The sequence below is a fragment of the Bacillus suaedaesalsae genome (assembly GCF_016890225.1).
Taxonomy (GTDB): domain Bacteria; phylum Bacillota; class Bacilli; order Bacillales; family SA4; genus Bacillus_BS; species Bacillus_BS suaedaesalsae.
In genome coordinates, this window is record NZ_JAFELM010000028.1 from 46,030 (window position 1) to 62,063 (window position 16,034).

Annotated in this window: 25 protein-coding genes; 4 read left to right on the plus strand and 21 right to left on the minus strand. The window is 35.0% G+C overall.

The annotated features are described in order from the left end of the window. Positions 1 to 39 precede the first annotated feature (39 nt). The 4 genes from JR050_RS09160 to JR050_RS09175 form a co-directional block, all read right to left on the minus strand. Complete coding sequence (locus JR050_RS09160) at positions 40 to 189, minus strand: hypothetical protein (protein ID WP_204203198.1); 150 nt, start codon at positions 187 to 189, stop codon at positions 40 to 42. 9 nt (positions 190 to 198) lie between these two features. Next, positions 199 to 501 (minus strand): hypothetical protein, encoded by a 303-nt coding sequence (locus JR050_RS09165; RefSeq protein ID WP_204203199.1) that lies wholly within the window; start codon positions 499 to 501, stop codon positions 199 to 201. Between the two features lie 137 nt (positions 502 to 638). Next, entirely contained in the window at positions 639 to 1,040 is a 402-nt protein-coding gene (locus JR050_RS09170) for a hypothetical protein (protein ID WP_204203200.1), read from the minus strand. 261 nt (positions 1,041 to 1,301) lie between these two features. Continuing rightward, a complete protein-coding gene (locus tag JR050_RS09175; RefSeq protein WP_204203201.1) occupies positions 1,302 to 2,234 on the minus strand; it encodes a D-2-hydroxyacid dehydrogenase in 933 nt (310 codons plus the stop codon). A 165-nt stretch (positions 2,235 to 2,399) separates the two neighbouring features. On the opposite strand from JR050_RS09175, the gene JR050_RS09180 reads away from it, so the two are divergent. Then, positions 2,400 to 2,816 (plus strand): DUF4825 domain-containing protein, encoded by a 417-nt coding sequence (locus JR050_RS09180; RefSeq protein ID WP_204203202.1) that lies wholly within the window; start codon positions 2,400 to 2,402, stop codon positions 2,814 to 2,816. Positions 2,817 to 2,953: 137 nt separating this feature from the next. Here JR050_RS09180 and JR050_RS09185 read toward each other — a convergent pair whose 3' ends face one another. The 5 genes from JR050_RS09185 to JR050_RS09205 form a co-directional block, all read right to left on the minus strand. Further along, positions 2,954 to 3,172: a helix-turn-helix domain-containing protein gene (locus tag JR050_RS09185; RefSeq protein ID WP_204203203.1), complete on the minus strand. Its 219-nt coding sequence runs from the start codon at positions 3,170 to 3,172 to the stop codon at positions 2,954 to 2,956. Positions 3,173 to 3,182: 10 nt separating this feature from the next. Next, positions 3,183 to 3,674, minus strand: a complete 492-nt coding sequence (locus JR050_RS09190; protein WP_204203204.1) for a DUF2975 domain-containing protein — start codon at positions 3,672 to 3,674, stop codon at positions 3,183 to 3,185. Positions 3,675 to 3,835: 161 nt separating this feature from the next. Then, a complete protein-coding gene (yidC, locus tag JR050_RS09195; protein WP_204203205.1) occupies positions 3,836 to 4,648 on the minus strand; it encodes a membrane protein insertase YidC in 813 nt (270 codons plus the stop codon). Beyond that, positions 4,600 to 4,971, minus strand: coding sequence for a hypothetical protein (locus tag JR050_RS09200; protein WP_204203206.1), 372 nt, complete (start codon positions 4,969 to 4,971; stop codon positions 4,600 to 4,602). Before JR050_RS09200 ends, yidC begins: the two co-directional genes overlap by 49 nt. 59 nt (positions 4,972 to 5,030) lie before the next feature. Further along, positions 5,031 to 5,303 carry a DUF1450 domain-containing protein gene (locus JR050_RS09205; protein WP_204203207.1) on the minus strand — a complete coding sequence of 91 codons (273 nt, stop codon included), beginning with the start codon at positions 5,301 to 5,303 and terminating at the stop codon, positions 5,031 to 5,033. Positions 5,304 to 5,511: 208 nt separating this feature from the next. Between JR050_RS09205 and JR050_RS09210 the strand changes: the two genes are divergently transcribed. Next, positions 5,512 to 6,231, plus strand: a complete 720-nt coding sequence (locus JR050_RS09210; RefSeq protein ID WP_204203208.1) for a protein-glutamine gamma-glutamyltransferase — start codon at positions 5,512 to 5,514, stop codon at positions 6,229 to 6,231. Between the two features lie 178 nt (positions 6,232 to 6,409). Further along, positions 6,410 to 6,619 (plus strand): YjcZ family sporulation protein, encoded by a 210-nt coding sequence (locus JR050_RS20510; protein WP_283244063.1) that lies wholly within the window; start codon positions 6,410 to 6,412, stop codon positions 6,617 to 6,619. Between the two features lie 197 nt (positions 6,620 to 6,816). On the opposite strand, the gene JR050_RS09220 is transcribed toward JR050_RS20510, so the two are convergent. From JR050_RS09220 to JR050_RS09275, 12 genes are all read right to left on the minus strand, one after another. After that, a complete protein-coding gene (locus tag JR050_RS09220) occupies positions 6,817 to 6,999 on the minus strand; it encodes a glutaredoxin family protein (RefSeq protein WP_430392874.1) in 183 nt (60 codons plus the stop codon). Between the two features lie 408 nt (positions 7,000 to 7,407). Continuing rightward, on the minus strand, positions 7,408 to 7,929 hold the full coding sequence (locus JR050_RS09225; RefSeq protein WP_204203210.1) for a DoxX family protein: 522 nt from the start codon (positions 7,927 to 7,929) through the stop codon (positions 7,408 to 7,410). Positions 7,930 to 8,136: 207 nt separating this feature from the next. Further along, positions 8,137 to 9,147 (minus strand): DUF3231 family protein, encoded by a 1,011-nt coding sequence (locus JR050_RS09230; RefSeq protein ID WP_204203211.1) that lies wholly within the window; start codon positions 9,145 to 9,147, stop codon positions 8,137 to 8,139. Positions 9,148 to 9,254: 107 nt separating this feature from the next. Further along, positions 9,255 to 9,479, minus strand: coding sequence for a hypothetical protein (locus JR050_RS09235; protein WP_204203212.1), 225 nt, complete (start codon positions 9,477 to 9,479; stop codon positions 9,255 to 9,257). A 424-nt stretch (positions 9,480 to 9,903) separates the two neighbouring features. Beyond that, complete coding sequence (locus tag JR050_RS09240; RefSeq protein WP_204203213.1) at positions 9,904 to 10,116, minus strand: hypothetical protein; 213 nt, start codon at positions 10,114 to 10,116, stop codon at positions 9,904 to 9,906. A 91-nt stretch (positions 10,117 to 10,207) separates the two neighbouring features. Then, positions 10,208 to 11,050, minus strand: a complete 843-nt coding sequence (locus JR050_RS09245; protein WP_204203214.1) for a class I SAM-dependent methyltransferase — start codon at positions 11,048 to 11,050, stop codon at positions 10,208 to 10,210. A gap of 8 nt (positions 11,051 to 11,058) precedes the next feature. Next, a complete protein-coding gene (locus tag JR050_RS09250; protein ID WP_204203215.1) occupies positions 11,059 to 11,529 on the minus strand; it encodes a hypothetical protein in 471 nt (156 codons plus the stop codon). A 16-nt stretch (positions 11,530 to 11,545) separates the two neighbouring features. Beyond that, positions 11,546 to 12,052 (minus strand): DNA topology modulation protein, encoded by a 507-nt coding sequence (locus JR050_RS09255; RefSeq protein WP_204203216.1) that lies wholly within the window; start codon positions 12,050 to 12,052, stop codon positions 11,546 to 11,548. Between the two features lie 343 nt (positions 12,053 to 12,395). Further along, positions 12,396 to 13,115, minus strand: a complete 720-nt coding sequence (locus JR050_RS09260) for a polysaccharide deacetylase family protein (RefSeq protein ID WP_204203217.1) — start codon at positions 13,113 to 13,115, stop codon at positions 12,396 to 12,398. 50 nt (positions 13,116 to 13,165) lie between these two features. Then, positions 13,166 to 13,648 (minus strand): hypothetical protein, encoded by a 483-nt coding sequence (locus JR050_RS09265; RefSeq protein ID WP_204203218.1) that lies wholly within the window; start codon positions 13,646 to 13,648, stop codon positions 13,166 to 13,168. A 335-nt stretch (positions 13,649 to 13,983) separates the two neighbouring features. Next, the gene (locus JR050_RS09270) at positions 13,984 to 14,388 is read right to left on the minus strand and encodes a DUF4440 domain-containing protein (protein ID WP_239454240.1); all 405 of its coding nucleotides are present in this window, start codon (positions 14,386 to 14,388) and stop codon (positions 13,984 to 13,986) included. Positions 14,389 to 14,421: 33 nt separating this feature from the next. Next, the gene (locus tag JR050_RS09275; RefSeq protein WP_239454241.1) at positions 14,422 to 14,910 is read right to left on the minus strand and encodes a GyrI-like domain-containing protein; all 489 of its coding nucleotides are present in this window, start codon (positions 14,908 to 14,910) and stop codon (positions 14,422 to 14,424) included. 385 nt (positions 14,911 to 15,295) lie between these two features. On the opposite strand from JR050_RS09275, the gene JR050_RS09280 reads away from it, so the two are divergent. Continuing rightward, positions 15,296 to 15,973 (plus strand): SOS response-associated peptidase, encoded by a 678-nt coding sequence (locus JR050_RS09280; protein WP_204203220.1) that lies wholly within the window; start codon positions 15,296 to 15,298, stop codon positions 15,971 to 15,973. Positions 15,974 to 16,034 lie beyond the last annotated feature (61 nt).

A 16,034-nucleotide genomic window follows, 5' to 3' on the forward strand; every position in this document is an offset into this window, starting at 1 on the left:
ACTCCTTACAAACTAGGATATGTGCATTCACAAGAGTCCTTACATCATCATTCCCATTACCACATTAATGATGAGTATCATCAGTAACAGACCTATTAACAGCCTTTTTACCGTAACTTTGACGCTTTGTTTTCTTTTTGAAAGTAATAATAATAAAATGATTAAGCATAATACAACGGTCGTTTGCATGAATTTCCCCTATTTCTCTCCACTCGTATTTTCTATCACATTGCCATTACCGGAACTTGTAAATAAACCTGCAATCACAGTAATAATACCGCCTATCAGTAACATGAAATTAAATACCATTATACTTACTTCTACATTCAATCCAATCGGTAAACCGTATAATGTTAGTAATACCAGAAAGATAGGACAAAAGATACCGAATAACATTAATACACTACCTACTAGTAATCTTTGTTTCTTCTGTTTTTCGGTCAATCCTAAACAAACACTTATGATTAAGAGTCCAAGAGCTAGTAATACGATCATTAACATGTACATTCCATCCTTTATCGTTTGTATTGGTCTTTTATATGTTCGATTATTTTTTGAAATACCCTTCTTGTTGCTAGTAGCAAAAAAATAAACGTGAAGAATCCTTATTGAATTCATACACGTTCACTATACGATACTTAATGACACACCTTCAGTTCTTCTTCTATTTTCTTTCTCAGGTCATTCATATATTTAAGCTCATTCGACAACGTGTTAAAGGTGACTGCATTTCTTTCATCAAGTGCTTCATTCACCTTATATTTTAAGTAATTATATTTTAACTCAAAGTCTAATAAAGAGCAGAATAATTCTTGCTCATAATAGTGGATGAAGTCTTCCGTGTTTATGTATAGTTGATGTTCGTTACTAAAATCAATTAAGAAATACCAGCCACGTCCTTCAACAAACTTTTTTTCTTGCGCAAGTGTTAGCACAGACCCCTTTTTCACCGCTATTTTTTCTAAATCTGGGCAATTTGTGCAATGATGACAATCTATATGTATTTCACTCGTTTTTAATATAACAAAGGTATGATTCAAGCCGAACATCCTCCTTTTACTCATCTATTTTCCGTTTGATTTTGTGGCAGAGTCAATGTTTTAGGAAGGGGGTCCATTTCATTCACTCTGCCTGTAGGATTCAATATATTGCTTTGTTTTACTATAAATGATAATGATTATCAATGTCAATAGTTAATGCAGCAATTTGATGAAAAAATAAAAGACCGTACACTTGTTGTCGCACAGTCTTTCAGTAAATATCTTTATTAGATATGATAACTAGAAGAAATATCAATTTCCTTAATATCCTCTACGAACATCAACCTGATTTTTTAAAGGTTGCTTATCTTCTATTCTCTTCAACGTCTCAACAAAACAGTCTACTGCTTCACGTGGTGTTGTAACCGCAGAGATATGTGGTGTGATGATCACTCGTGGATGGTTCCACAGTGTATGATTTTGAGGAAGCGGTTCCTCGCTGAACACATCAAGTACGGCAAATTTAACAGAATTTGTGTATAAGGCGTGAAGCAAATCTTCCTCATTCACAGAAGCTCCGCGCCCTACATTTATAAAACCAACATGAGATACATGAGAGAAAATCTCTTTATTGAACACTTGTTCTGTTTTTTCGGTAAGAGGTAATGTATTGATGATAAAGTCCATCTCTTGAAGCTTTGAAAAATGATGTTCAAATGAAAAAACCTGTTTAAAATGCTTTTTTTCTTTTCCACTTAATGATACTCCATACACCTCTACTCCAAACCCAGCTAGCACTTCGGCTGTCTTTTGACCAATTTCACCTGTTCCGTAAATCATCACCTTCTGTTGTGACAACAGTTTAGGTGCCCGCGGCTGCCATGTTTGGGCTTGTTGAAGCTGCTTGAAATGGTCGTGGCATTGAAGATCTTTTAATATGTAGCTTAAGCAATACTCTGCAATTCGTTGCCCGAAAGAACAAATGGTACGCGTTAACAGTACATGCTGTGGCCATATTTTTTTATGTAAAAATCGATCCACTCCCGCTCCTAATGAATGCACCCATTGTACTTGACCATAGTCGTACTGAGTAGATAAGTTAAAGCCAACAAAGCTGTCAGCCCAAACGAAATCTTCATTTGTCACATCTTGTTCTGGTAGAAAGCGAAAGTTGTAGTGTAATTTCTTTTCCTGAATCAAAGTTTGTAAGTCTTGATACATTGGACTTACGACTAAAATATTACGTATATTCATGGTTTCACACTCCTATTGATGAGCTTTATCCGATAAGCATCCACCTATATTCTACCATTAACTTTATCATAGGAATGTACAGTTTCCATTTTCTCTTTTGCATTCAGCAAAGATAACTATGTTAAGATTGGAATACAGAGTTTTCTCAATTTAGGAGGAATTCAGTTGATAAAGATTATGAAGCATTTCGTGATAATGGCCTTCACACTTTTGGTCTTCACAGGATGTAATACCGACCAAGCAAAAGTCACTCAAGAAGATGTGTTTTCCTACAAAAATTCGTATGTTGGTGATAATGGTGCAGTTGGCTCTATTACGAAGGCGTTACCAAGTCCTGCCGGAGAGCATGTAAGTAGCTTGGAGCTTCAAACAAAAGTACTACCTTATGGCCTCATATTAAACTATGAACATACTGATTCAGCAGAAATGGTAGAAATCAATTATGAAGAAACCGGATTATTTAACGCAACGTATCTCTTTTGTTTAATTCAAAATGTGGAATGGGTTCAGTTCAATTTTGCTGAGAAACAAATCAGAGTGAATCGAGAAGAACTACAGAAATGGTATGGAAAAGACTTGTGAGAATTTGAAACAGAGTATGAATTAACACAATTTGCACAAAAGCATTTGGAAGATGAAAAACGTGTGAACGACTATTTTACTACTAACAAAAGCCAGTAACTTTGTTGTTACTGGCTTTCTTTATACCCTTTGTTTAGTTAATAGTTGTCGTCATCACTTCTATATTCGATCAAATCTCCTGGCTGACAGTCTAAAGCTTTACATATCGCTTCTAACGTAGAAAGTCGAATGGCTTTGGCTTTACCATTTTTCAAGATTGAAAGGTTCGCCATAGTAATTCCAACTCTCTCCGATAGTTCGGTTACGCTCATTTTCCTTTTCGCTAGCATTACATCAATGTTAATTATTATTGCCATATTATTCACCTCAGACGATTAAGTCGTTCTCAGATTTTATATCGATCGCTTCTTGTAATAGTCTTTGAAGAACCGCTGCAAACACTGCGATAACTAATGGAGCAAAAACCATAACCATCCCCACTAATATAAGACCCGGTGCGTCATCTACCTCTGCTAAAACATAAACGAATGGCAGGGCTATCACATACAATCCGCTAATGATTATCGCACTTTTTTTGATTTTATTTAAAGCCTTTACCGATAATTCTGAGAAAGCTTCGTTTCTGTCAATATACGTTAACAGGTTAAATGATTGATATAAGGCAAAGAAAAATGGAACTGCCGAAACATACATAATGAGTAATAATGCATATACAGCTAAAGCTACATCTGAACCACGTTCCATTGCTTCATTTGCTTCATTCGCAATCTGCGGTAACAAAAATAAACACAAAGCAAGAACCGGAATACCAATAAAAATAACAGCTACCTTTAAAAAGAGTGTTGAACTAGGTTTCATACACAGCACCTCATTTAATTATTTTCATAAATAATATATCACGTTGTTTATCGTTTTACAATAAAATAATAACGTTTTTAATAACATTATTATTGTTTTTATCTCACCAACCATAAAAAAGGCACAAATTGCTTCGCAATTCGCACCTCAATACAGAGTTATTATTTTGCTTCAATGACAGCTTCGGCTTTCTTTTTTACGTAAAGTTTTTTTGATAATAATGTTTGTAGAATTAAAAACAAACCACCTACAACCCAATATAACGGCATTGCAGCAGGAGCAGTTAGTGAGAAAATACCCATCATGATTGGTGATAAGTAGCATAGCAGTGCCATCTGTTTTTTCTGAGCATCATCCATTCCGATTAACGAAATCTTAAACTGAACAAGATAAACGACGGCAGCAATGATTGCCATTAAGATGTCTGCTTCTCCTAAGTTAAACCAAAGAAACGAATGAGTCGCAATTTCAGGTGTACGCAAAATCGCATAGTAAAAGCCCATTAATATTGGCAACTGAATCACCATTGGGAGACATCCACCTAATGAAGCAAGCGGATTGACACCGTGCTTTTGATAAACAGCCATCATTTCTTGTTGCAGCTTTTGTTTCGTTTCCGCATCTTTTGCTTCTTTCATCTTTTCTTGAATTTCTTTTACTTCTGGTTGCACAACTGCCATTTGATCCTTCATCACTAGTTGTGATTTAGATTGCTTCAGCATCAATGGCATTAACCCTAAACGAATCAACAGTGTGACAAGAATGATCGATAATCCGTAGTTTCCTTGAAACAAGTTAGCAATCGTCGTTAGCAGAAAGGAAAAGCTATACACAAAGTAATGATTAAAAAATCCTGGTGTTTCATTTGTGATCGCTTCTGTATTTAACCCACAGCCACTTAACAGGGCTAGTAATGATATTCCTACTAAAACAAATACAAGTTTACTTGAAATGAATGCAGCTTTCTTTTCCATTGAAATCCTCCTAGGTTGTTTTCACGTTTTGAGAAAATAACAAGAAGGACGTGAGATGGTACGTCATCTGGTGATTCCATTCGTTTGGTTGTTCTAGTCATCCAACTCCGGATATCATCAGTTCTTTGATTAACAATTCTTAATGAGGAAAGATAGAAACCATTTTGTGTATCGCGATACGGCTTGTGCACGGAGTATGAATCGATTGACGTGCTTTTATGAAAATAACCATACGCAACAATCGTCGCAAATGTAACAAAAATACTAACTAACGCCATAAACTGACTAAACTCTTCTGTTAACTCGAGAAACATAAGCTGCATTCACCTCCTTTATCTGTACTTGTATTACGAATGGTATTGTAGAACGTTTCAATTTCATTCTATTTTTTATTCTTACTATATTTCATTGCCTCTAATAAGCTCATACAATCCTCAGCAATTATCATTTCATCGTCTACGATTGCATACGGCGAAAGTTTACACTCCTTACATCTACTTTGACACTCATATTCTTTATAGTGAATGTCTTTTGAATTTAAGAACTCTTCATAACTAGGAAAATGCTCTTCTCCAACAAATTGTTCAAGATTTTTTTGGCAAAATTCAATTGTCGTTTTCTTTTGTTTGCTTAGTAGTTTATTTAGTAACTTCACTGTCAAAACATCCCTTTAATTTGCATGTCTTCTAAGAAATAATTGTACCACGAAACAACTTCTATTTCTTATATCAAGACTTATCCATAATATCTATTATGTACCTATACTTTCCAAACCACATTCAACTTTCCTACCCAAAGTCAAACATGATTAAACAACAACTAGAATATGATAGGAACAATACCAAGTTAGAAGGGAGAACTTCATGATACAAGTTGCCGGGATGCCTTTTCAACCAATTGATATGAACGTTGGCAGTATGGAAGAAGAGATTCTTAAAAAAATGTCAGAAAGTCAGCTCTTATATTCCTTTACTTCTAACCGTGATCTTTTGTTTGACCTCACCCTCCGAAGAAACATAATAGATAGTGCGAATGAAATGAATAATAGTAAAGCTGCCTTTACAACGTTTCAATACTCACAGTGTAATGTCACCTACTGGAATTTAACAAATACAGGTGGATTCTTATTAAAGCCTTATGTACGCCCCTCGGAAGCGATTATGGACATAAATCAAAATAGTTCACTATATGCATTCGAATGTGCAACAGCTTGTATGATCGTCTTTTACCAGGCAGTGTTAAAGAGTATTGGTGTACTTCATTTTGATTCTCTCTTTCAAAATATGTATTTATATAGCTGGAACGGTGATGCTGACTTAGGAATAAACACCTCTCATGCGAATCATTTTTTACCAGGAGATGTTGTTTATTTTGATAATCCGGACTTTCATCCGAATACACCTTGGTATCGAGGTGTAAATGCAGTTGCGATGAGTAACGGAAAATTCTTTGGACATGGTTTTGGTATTTTGACAGCTGAAGAGTTGTTAAGTTTTTTGAATTCATTTAGACTTCCAGCGAGTCTACGACCCGCTTATTTAACTAGCTTGGTTACAAAGATCTCCCTTCTTGATAAGTTTTGATTTTAAAACACCCAATTAAAACAGCCCGTTTTTTCATTCTTTCGACCTTACTAATCTAATACACAAATTGTCTGGAGCAACCCGTGACAGTTACCCATTTTCTAGGTTTTTGGGGGCAATTTGAAACTAGGTGAGTATAATGTAGTGAAAATACACTATATAGAAAGGAAGTTTGATCATGGCGGCTAACATCAATGCTGCACCTATTATGGGTGCTAACGTAAACGCTGCGCCAGTAATGGGCGCTAATGTTCCACCACAACCCACTTATCTTGCTCCAAGCTATGGCTATGCTTGTCCTGCTCCAAGTAACGATACCTTTATCTTAATTGTGGTGTTGTTTATCCTTTTAATCATTATAGGTGCTTGCTACTATCCTAAATGCTAGGAGTAAAGCAGTTCCTTAAATAATTCGGATTACTCGCACAAGAACATATTCTTATATGTTCTTGTGTTTTTGTACATATAAACGAATTGTTTACTAAGCTGCCCTGCAGTATAACACGATTTAGACTTTCATTAACAACGAAAAATAAGCATACCAATTTGTAGGTTAATTGATATGCTTGTGTGTTTACTTATCCTCTACTTTACATACTGCATCAAGTTTTCAGGATCAAATCCAAGTACCCAATGACCATTTACCTTTGTCTGTGGTACACCCAATTGCCCTGTTTCATCAACTAGTTTTTGACCCGCTTCCTGATCTACCTGCACATTTACTTCTTTGTAAGTTAATCCTTGACCCTCAAGGAATTGTTTCATCATTGTGCAGTAGGGTCAAGTATTCGTTGTATACACCGTAATATCGTTCATTTGTTAGTCTCCTATCATTTCCGAATTTATCCCAATTCTACAGATTAAGTAACGCCGGGATGTCTTCTTACTTTTCCCTTAACTGGATCAATACATGATAGCTATTTATCTCCCATTCGCAGGTTTATTAATGGAAAAGGTATCTAGTTACATAGGATTTGTTCATTACCAAAATGGTTATAACATTCACTTTTCATTAATTGTATTTTTGATCGTGCAAACTACTACAGCACTTTATTATGTATGGATTATGAAAAGAAAGAATTAATACTACAATTTTTTTTTTGCTTATCATTACTCAAATAATAAAAAATGAGCTGCATCCTCTGCAGCTCATTTTTAGCATGTGCTAGTGTATTTTTAAATATCTATCTTTTTATTTTTACTCTTATTATGTTTAGCAATCATTTTTTTCAAATAAGGTGCTACATAATAATCTCCACCGAAACGCGCTGCATTCATTCCCGCTACTAAAATGATGATACCCAATAATGTCATCCATGGGTTTGTAGATATAGTTCCAGCAAACATAAACATGAAGTTCATTAATAATCCGAAGAACGCTGCTGCTGTGGTTAGTACACCTACGATTAAACCAAGTCCAACTAGAAACTCACCATACGGAATCATTATATTGATTAATCCTGCATTTGGTAACGCGAAGTTTTCTAAGAAAGCCATATACGTTGGATATAACATATCACCTGTCGCTTTATCAACTACCGGATTGCCAATTGCACCTTTTAAGTATCCTGTTGCATCAAACGGTTGATCTGCAGTAATCTTGTGCCACCCTGCACTCATCCACGTCCAACCTAAATATACTCGTAATACTAGTAGTAACCCAGCTGCGTATTTAATTTCTCTTAACCATTTCATCATTTTGTCTCAGCTCCTCTGTTGTTAATGAGTTAAGTATAAATCCGATTTACAACCTTGTATGTGAGGAATATCACAAAGACAAAAACTTTTCTTTCTTGCAATGCTTTCAATGCAATAACACTTCCTTCAAGTAAGCTAAAAAATAGAAAAAGGATACTTCAAAAGAAGTACCCTACATTTTTCAGATTGAAATTAGTATCCATAGAGTTATTTGTTCTTTGCCAAGTCTACATGATTTGTCGCTAGAGGTGGCTGCTCCAACCATTCTTTCTCAATAAGCAAGTTCATACCATCTTCAGCGAGTATACCTATTTCCGCAATCATTTTTGCGTACTTCTCAGCTAAATCTCTTCTCTGACATAATGACAAAGCCTCTCCATAGTACCCAATGGCTGAAGAAAGTAGCAAACATATAAATACCATCATCAGTTTATCAGAAAAAGGAGCAATCGTTGAATCAGTTACCTCTGAATCAAACGTTTTAGGAATGTGTAAGTCGTCATCCTTCAACATCGAGGAAAGAGTTTCGAAGTGATTTTGACAAAGCTTCTTAGCACGATTCATATATTTTCGTACATCATTAGATTGGACTACTTGACTAAACCCCAATTCTAAGACTAACTTTGCTACCGTCTTTTGAATATTAAGATAGGCTCCACTAACTTCAAGTGCACTAATAGCTCTTCGATTTCCAAACCAACCTGTTAAAAAGTTCTGTTTCTTTATAAACTCAACTTTCGGATGATTATTAAAAGTTGGTGGTTTGCTAATAATTCCTTTATTTTCAAGAACACTAGTTGCAGCGTTATACAATTCAACCGTTTCTGCTAAAACTTGTTTGAAGTATTCCCTTTGGTCTTTTCTAATGGAACATCCCATCGCACCAGCATATCTCGTCATACCATGAATAGACATAACTTGAATAAATAGTATGATATACGTATCAGTAAATAAAGCGGGTGCTTCGATATTTACATCTTCATCCGTAAAACCTATTGGGATTGGATAGTTTTCTTTTTCGAAAAATTCTTTAATCTTTTGAAGGTGACCTTCTGATAGTTCAAGTGCAAATTGAATTACTTCTTTTATGTCCTTGTCTTGTATGTTTTTAATAAAATATTGAAGCAGACAGCGTGATAAACTGTCATTCAAGTATTGTGACCAAAGATTTGCAAGTTCCGAAGAAGTCAACCTACTATTATGTATAATTTCTTTCACACTCCTGCCTCCATACTGTTTATTGATAGTTTGTCCTTATGTAACGATCATTTATAGCACCAAGGTAAAATTCCCCTATTAACACATAGGATAGAGTTTGTATGAAATTAGATCTTTCTAGCAGATTTAATTTTTTTAAGAATTAACAATGTCTGTCCAAGACTACTGATAAAAACAATAAAGGCAAAGCCTAATTGAATATATTTAGTTTCCCTAGCATTTTTCTTTATTTTTAATGATTGTGATTGAGAAACTGTAACGGCCATGATCAATTGAATAAAACTAACGAGAAGGAATAGCATATTCGTGCTCATGTTCTTAATCGTATACAATTTACCTGCACCTACTTTCTTCACAATTGAATCGTGTTTATTATATTTCGCTTAACAAAACAAAATATACGAAAACAGCTACGGTTTCTTGTATAAATTGTATATAAAGAAACTATTGATCCGAAACAATTCCCTCTTCAAACGCAATGTCTTGGTATTGTGTTATTCCAAATTTTTTATAAGTAATTCTGAGTGTCTTGATGTCATTTTCTACCATATCATATTACTGACCTAATTCTACTCGAAACACTAAGTGAAACTCTTCGTCAATTTGAGCACCTTTTACAGGAAATAACTCCTCATTCAGTCCCTGGTTCATCACGTATTCCTCTTCTAGCGCTCCAATTGTATCTGTCTTTGCCAGAAATGGTTGGATGTAAACTTCAGTTTCATCTTTCTTTACAATTGTTCCATCTCTCTTTATTTATTCCACATTTTCAAGTGTAGGGCTTCCTATCCCTTCCCACACAAATCTAAATCCGATATAGAAAACTATTTCGTCTTCAAGTTTTTCTTGTACTATCGATGAATGCATGGTGTTAGTGAATTTCCCCTCATGACCTATAAAATTATATCCCCACATACTACCAATGACTAAAATAATCATAACTACTATGATTGCAATTATTTTTTTCAATTATTTTCCCCCTCAATAGTTGCTCATTTAGTACTATATATTCAGTAAAAAGGTGTATTAATCCTTTTAGATCAATACACCTACTATACTATTATCTGGCAATAAAGGCATAGACTGACAATGGTTTCGTGTCGCTTGTTGCAATAGAATTTTCCAATAATTTGACTTGAGATTGAATCAGACCGACTAGTTTCTTGGGTATATTCTCTACCTCTTTAAGCTCAACGTCTATATCTGATAAAACCTTATCAATTTCCCACTGTGCATCTTGTAATTTTGGTGAATGAATGGTTTCTTCTTTCAATACGCTCCACCCTACTTCTTCGGCAATAGACTTTAAATCGTTTGGAATAAACAGTGTTCTTACATTTGACTCACTGCTTTGTTTAAACGTTTCATACTGAGCTTGAATTAAAATCGATAATAAATGAGGATACTGTTCGATCGTCTGAATGTTCGCATTCCATTCTGCAAAGCAAAGCTGATTCCCCCATTTCCTTACCTTACTTAGCATCTTACGTAATTCATTAGATGACCCTAAGTACCAAGAACTATGTGAAAATACTACATAATCAAAGAATTTTTCCGGAAAATCAATCTCTGGTAGTAGTATATCTACTTCATAGTCCATTTTAATCTGTTTCCCTAACGCAGAATTCATTAAAAAGTTTGCTGAATCTCCTACAGAAATAGGACTACCATAAGTAGGTGAACCAATATCAATACCTTGTACGAATCCTTTTTCTCCCACATAATACGCCAATACGGCTGTTGTATCTCCTTGCCCACAACCGATTTCTAACACTTTACTTCCATCATGTATTCCCCAAAAATTCACTAACTTCATTCGGTGTTCTGTTTGCACTCGTTGAATATCACGCATATCTGTACGAGAAGCCATACAATTTAATATAAGTTCTATATTGTCGTTCATCGAACACCTCACCCAGCTTCCTTAAAGTTCTCGGCTATTTTTATAAACTCTTCTTTAGTGACTGAGAACTGATCATTTGTGAAAATTTGAAGATCATAGCTTACTTTCCCTTCACTCCAACGAATGGATCCATTTTCATTATAATAGATCCCTTTATTTCGATTCACTTTAATTAATTCTTCTTCAATCGGAAATCGATGATCACTTATTTCGTAAACCCCGTCTCCACCATAGCCAACGATAACGACTGCAAGTTCATTATTGGAACCAATAAGTTCAATCTCGTATCCATTGTTATCATAAACTGTGCGAAACGTATTCATTTTAATTTCTTTTACGCTAAATGGAAGATTACTAGGTACTTTGAATTGAAAGTCATTTTTATTAAGTTCGGTTTCAATACTAGAGTAATCAATCTTTGGTTCATTAAATCCTGTAAGGATTATTAGTAGAAATAGGAGTAGCCACATCTTATTCATACTGTACCGTTACCTCCTATACCAACTTTTCTAAAAATCTCTGAACTTCCTTTGGACTTTTCAAAATAATGATCTTCTTGTCATCAGGTAATTGTTTTAATTGTGTTAAAATATTCTCTCTTTTTACCTTAGGAAAATCCCACACCCATTTTAAAAATTTAAGATCAAACTTTTCATTACACCCTTCTTGCATGTCAGGACGAGTTCGATTTTGATATTGAATCATTCTCTTAAGAACACGCGCAACACAGATTACTCTTGGGATATCTAAAAATACGATGGTATCTGCTGCCTGCAGCCTAATGTCTAAGGTGCTATTGTAGTTACCATCTATTAACCACTTTTCTTGATGTATCAGTTTTTCTTGTATTTCCCTTTGTTCCTCTTTAGAGGTTAATGTCCAATTAGGCTTCCATAATAGTCGATCTAAATGAAACACTTGAATGTCTAATTTTTCACCCATTTTCCTAGCCAATGTTGATTTCCCTGAGCCACCTGAACCAATTAGAGCTATTTTCCCCATTGAAATCCTCCTATACAACAATAAGAACTCTTACAATTCCTATTGGTTCTTTTCGTAAATTATGCAACTTAATAGATTACTGCAATTATTGTTTTGACAATCATTGAAATATGGGGATAGAGACTACGAAAAAAACCTTACTTCAAACTGAAATAAGGCTTCATACTAATATTCGGAAAAGGATAATGATTTCCTTCTTGTTTGTTAAAAGTAGTTAAAAAGTGATTAACTAAAGATAACCATTATTTAAGATGTTTAGGAAATGTAGCTTGGTTTTCAGAAGAGGTCGTCATTTGTATAGCTATATCAGAATAATTCTCAACTCTTCTAGCTTTCTATCATATCACTTTTCTTTTTCATATTTTAAGAGTTCCGAAACAGTTACAAATGTATATCCCTGATCCTTCAACGATGTAATAATACCTTCAACGGATTCAAGTGATTCTTTTCTGCTTTCATACATGACGTGCAGTAATATGATTGAACCTGGTTCTATGTTTTCAACTACATGGTCAACTATTTTAGTTGAATCAGTTGCAATTTCAGCATAAGATTCCGGCTCAATATTCATATAAATGGTTTGCCTGTTTTGTTTAGATAAATAATAAGGTAATAGCATTAATCGTTTCCCAAACGGTGGTCGGAAAGTTATTTCTCCCTCATATCCGATTTCACGTATTAACGCATCTGTTTGTTCAATTTCATTTTTTATAAACGATGGTGATTTAAAGACCATTCGCTTATGCGCATACGTATGGTTCCCGATTTCATGACCTGCTTGTACGAGCTTTTCTGCATCCCTTTTATTCTTCTCAATGTCAGAACCAATTAAGTAGAAGGTGCCAGGCACATTATTTCCACCTAATATTTCTATTATTTCATCTGTGTGAACCCCTGGCCCATCATCAAATGTTAAAGCTACTACTTTTTCATTTGTTTCAACATTTGTAACGAGTCCACCGAAAAATTGAAACGTTCTCGATTTAGATAACTCATTCACAAAATAACCGGCAGTCAAAATAATCATGAGTCCAATCACACAATTTATTATTACTTTTTTCATATTGCCTCCAAGCGTTGTCCCTTCAAGGAATTACACGATTAATCATTAACCTATTGTTCATTTAATTTTAAGAGTCTACCATATTTGATTATATCATTCACAGAAAGTGGAACAACATTTGTTTCATAAACGCTTTCACCATTAAACATACATTTATTGATCATAAGTCCAAAAGCATATACATCCACTTCCTCGCATGTGTGAGTTCCATCTGGCAAATTCTTAAAGCCATCAAATGTTACCTCATATGTTCCATCATCTACCCTAGTCAATGAAACATTGTTAATAATGGCACCATGTTGTGAATCATGTCGAACTTCAAGTTTTTCCGTTTTCTCTAAAAGGAAATCCTCAAGATTCTCTAAGTTTTCTACCGTATATTTCTCTTTAGTAGTCCCCGTCGTTGTGTCGGGAACAGTCGTATATGTAATAAGTACCTTTGAATTCATATCATTTTTTACAGTACCTTCTGAACTGCATCCAGCCAACAGCCATATCATACAGATTAAAATGTAACTAACACTCTTACCCATCCAATCCCTCCTTACTATTACTACGGATTAACGAAGAATTGGTTTCACTGTTCCTTAATAAATCGAAAAAACCGACTGATTAAAAAATCAATCGGCATACTTCTCATATGCATATTAACTAGCTATACCGTTTCAAGTAAAAATCTTTATCGATACTTTCATCTTTTTCCTATAGAAATCCCCAGCCAAAAACAAGCAATTCCTACTAAATTAAGCATCATATTCCTGATTGTGTCGAAATCATCGATCGTCAAAGCTAGTAAACTACTTTCCCAACAAGATGAATGGTATTGATAATACGAATCTCAAAGCTTTCCCCCATCTCGCCCTCTAAATTAGCTAATTGGTTCTTCAATCTCCCTGACAATCATCCATTTATCATTCAGTAACTTCCAATTTTCAATCGTAAAAAGTCTAGCTAAAACTTCCTCGTTTCTCACAATTACTTGTTCATAAAAAACAACTGCCGTATCGTCATTCTTCATACGGATCACTTTATTTTCAAATTTCTTTTGAGCTCCAATAAAATGCATAACCAATTTTCTCATCCCGTCTAAAGCATCCTGTTTTGTAAAAAAGAGTGGTTTTTCATGCTCACCTCTGAAAAATGCAACATAATAATCCTCTGTCATTCTATCTAATGCTGAAAGATCGCCTGTACTCATTGCTAGATTCCAATCAGCATGAAATTCATCATGCATGTTCGTAAATTCAACTACTTTGTTCGTTAAATCAATCAATTTCCCTACCTCGCTTTTCACCATTACTTCAAGTTACACACTAACTGGTAAGTAAATATGTACCTCTTCTTCATGATCTTTCACAGGATGATAAGTCTCAACAATATAAGAATTCAGATCCCTTTCATACCCTTGCTCCTCAGCCCATTTCACTAAGTTCATATGTAGGGTGCCAACATTTGATATGGTCCCTTTTGTTGTGACATAATGCTGGTTCGTTTCAAGATACGTCATTCCATCCGGAACTTCATTTACTTTCTCATCAACCATTAATCCCACATAATAGCTTCCTATTTCATGATCTGAACCCCTTTTCGGTTCAAATAACGCAATTTCGATACCCGCATGATGTTGGATTTCATTTTCCCTATTCAATAATTCTTGTGCAAGTAAAGGAACTTCATGACTAAAGCTTGCAAAGGATCCAGTTCCTTTTAATCCGACCATTTTAAAATCCTTATTAACTTTTGAAAATTCCATCATATTCCCCCATTTCATCTCACCTAAATATTTCCACATCATAACGAGAGTTCCTGCATCGACGTGAGAAAATTCGCAAACCGTTGGAATCTCAACAATTATGTTAATCTTACATTATCTTGTGATCATCAAAATAGAAACCTTAAAACATATAGACATTGCTTTGATTAAGTTGATTCCTATAAACTATCAGGTATAGTTGTTATTTTTATAAGGCTCTTTTCGTAAAGATTGTTGCTATTTGGATAGCTCTGTTAAAAATTGAGTTGATTGCAGCGGAAGGCACTCGACTCCTGCGGGAGATAGAGGGAATCGTGAGACCCCGCAGGCGAAGCCGAGGAGGCTCACGTCCCTCCCCGCGGAAAGCGTGAGCCTGAAGCGGAAATCAACGGTGAAAACAGCCTTTTTTAAAAATGGAGTGATTTGTATGTGTGGAAGATTTACTTTATATGCAGATTATCGTTATCTCGTTGATCGTTTCGACATCGAAGCAGCCATTCAAGAAGAATTATACTCTCCAAACTACAATGTTGCTCCTTCTCAATCTGTCATCTCTGTCATTAATGATGGGGAAATGAACCGTTTAGGAAAAATGAGATGGGGGTTAATTCCGAGTTTTGCAAAGGATGAAAAAATCGGCTACAAAATGATTAATGCTCGAGCAGAAACGTTAACGGAAAAACCGAGCTTTCGAAATGCTTATAAGAAGAGACGTTGCTTAGTATTAGCTGACAGTATTTATGAATGGAAACGACTTGATGCGAAGACAAAACAGCCGATGCGAATCAAATTGAAATCCGATGATGTGTTTGCAATGGCGGGAATTTGGGAGCATTGGAAGTCTCCTACTGGTGACAGAATATTTTCTTGCTCAGTCATTACCACTACCCCAAATGAAGTAGTTGCAGATATCCATGACCGAATGCCCGTTATACTTCAACGTGAAGATGAGAAAAATTGGTTAAACCCAGCAATTTCGGATACCGACTATCTCAATCAGTTACTACAACCATTTCCAGCAGAATTCATGGAAGCGTATGAAGTATCATCTTTAGTAAACTCACCTAGGAACAATTCACCTCATTTGATTCAAAAAATATGTTAATTGAATAAAACTGATTGAGAATTTGTTGCGTTTTGATATCAAAAGTAGCTATTTCTGTACG

Excerpts from the sequence above, each read along its gene's own strand:
- JR050_RS09160 (WP_204203198.1), bottom strand. The coding sequence starts at position 189 with ATGCAAACGACCGTTGTATTATGCTTAATCATTTTATTATTATTACTT.
- JR050_RS09165 (WP_204203199.1), bottom strand. The coding sequence starts at position 501 with ATGTTAATGATCGTATTACTAGCTCTTGGACTCTTAATCATAAGTGTT.
- JR050_RS09175 (WP_204203201.1), bottom strand. The coding sequence starts at position 2,234 with ATGAATATACGTAATATTTTAGTCGTAAGTCCAATGTATCAAGACTTA.
- JR050_RS09185 (WP_204203203.1), bottom strand. The coding sequence starts at position 3,172 with ATGGCAATAATAATTAACATTGATGTAATGCTAGCGAAAAGGAAAATG.
- JR050_RS09190 (WP_204203204.1), bottom strand. The coding sequence starts at position 3,674 with ATGAAACCTAGTTCAACACTCTTTTTAAAGGTAGCTGTTATTTTTATT.
- yidC (WP_204203205.1), bottom strand. The coding sequence starts at position 4,648 with ATGGAAAAGAAAGCTGCATTCATTTCAAGTAAACTTGTATTTGTTTTA.
- JR050_RS09200 (WP_204203206.1), bottom strand. The coding sequence starts at position 4,971 with ATGCAGCTTATGTTTCTCGAGTTAACAGAAGAGTTTAGTCAGTTTATG.
- JR050_RS09210 (WP_204203208.1), top strand. The coding sequence starts at position 5,512 with ATGATACAAGTTGCCGGGATGCCTTTTCAACCAATTGATATGAACGTT.
- JR050_RS20510 (WP_283244063.1), top strand. The coding sequence starts at position 6,410 with ATGGCGGCTAACATCAATGCTGCACCTATTATGGGTGCTAACGTAAAC.
- JR050_RS09220 (WP_430392874.1), bottom strand. The coding sequence starts at position 6,999 with ATGATGAAACAATTCCTTGAGGGTCAAGGATTAACTTACAAAGAAGTA.
- JR050_RS09225 (WP_204203210.1), bottom strand. The coding sequence starts at position 7,929 with ATGATGAAATGGTTAAGAGAAATTAAATACGCAGCTGGGTTACTACTA.
- JR050_RS09245 (WP_204203214.1), bottom strand. The coding sequence starts at position 11,050 with ATGAACGACAATATAGAACTTATATTAAATTGTATGGCTTCTCGTACA.
- JR050_RS09250 (WP_204203215.1), bottom strand. The coding sequence starts at position 11,529 with ATGAATAAGATGTGGCTACTCCTATTTCTACTAATAATCCTTACAGGA.
- JR050_RS09255 (WP_204203216.1), bottom strand. The coding sequence starts at position 12,052 with ATGGGGAAAATAGCTCTAATTGGTTCAGGTGGCTCAGGGAAATCAACA.
- JR050_RS09260 (WP_204203217.1), bottom strand. The coding sequence starts at position 13,115 with ATGAAAAAAGTAATAATAAATTGTGTGATTGGACTCATGATTATTTTG.
- JR050_RS09265 (WP_204203218.1), bottom strand. The coding sequence starts at position 13,648 with ATGGGTAAGAGTGTTAGTTACATTTTAATCTGTATGATATGGCTGTTG.
- JR050_RS09275 (WP_239454241.1), bottom strand. The coding sequence starts at position 14,910 with ATGATGTGGAAATATTTAGGTGAGATGAAATGGGGGAATATGATGGAA.
- JR050_RS09280 (WP_204203220.1), top strand. The coding sequence starts at position 15,296 with ATGTGTGGAAGATTTACTTTATATGCAGATTATCGTTATCTCGTTGAT.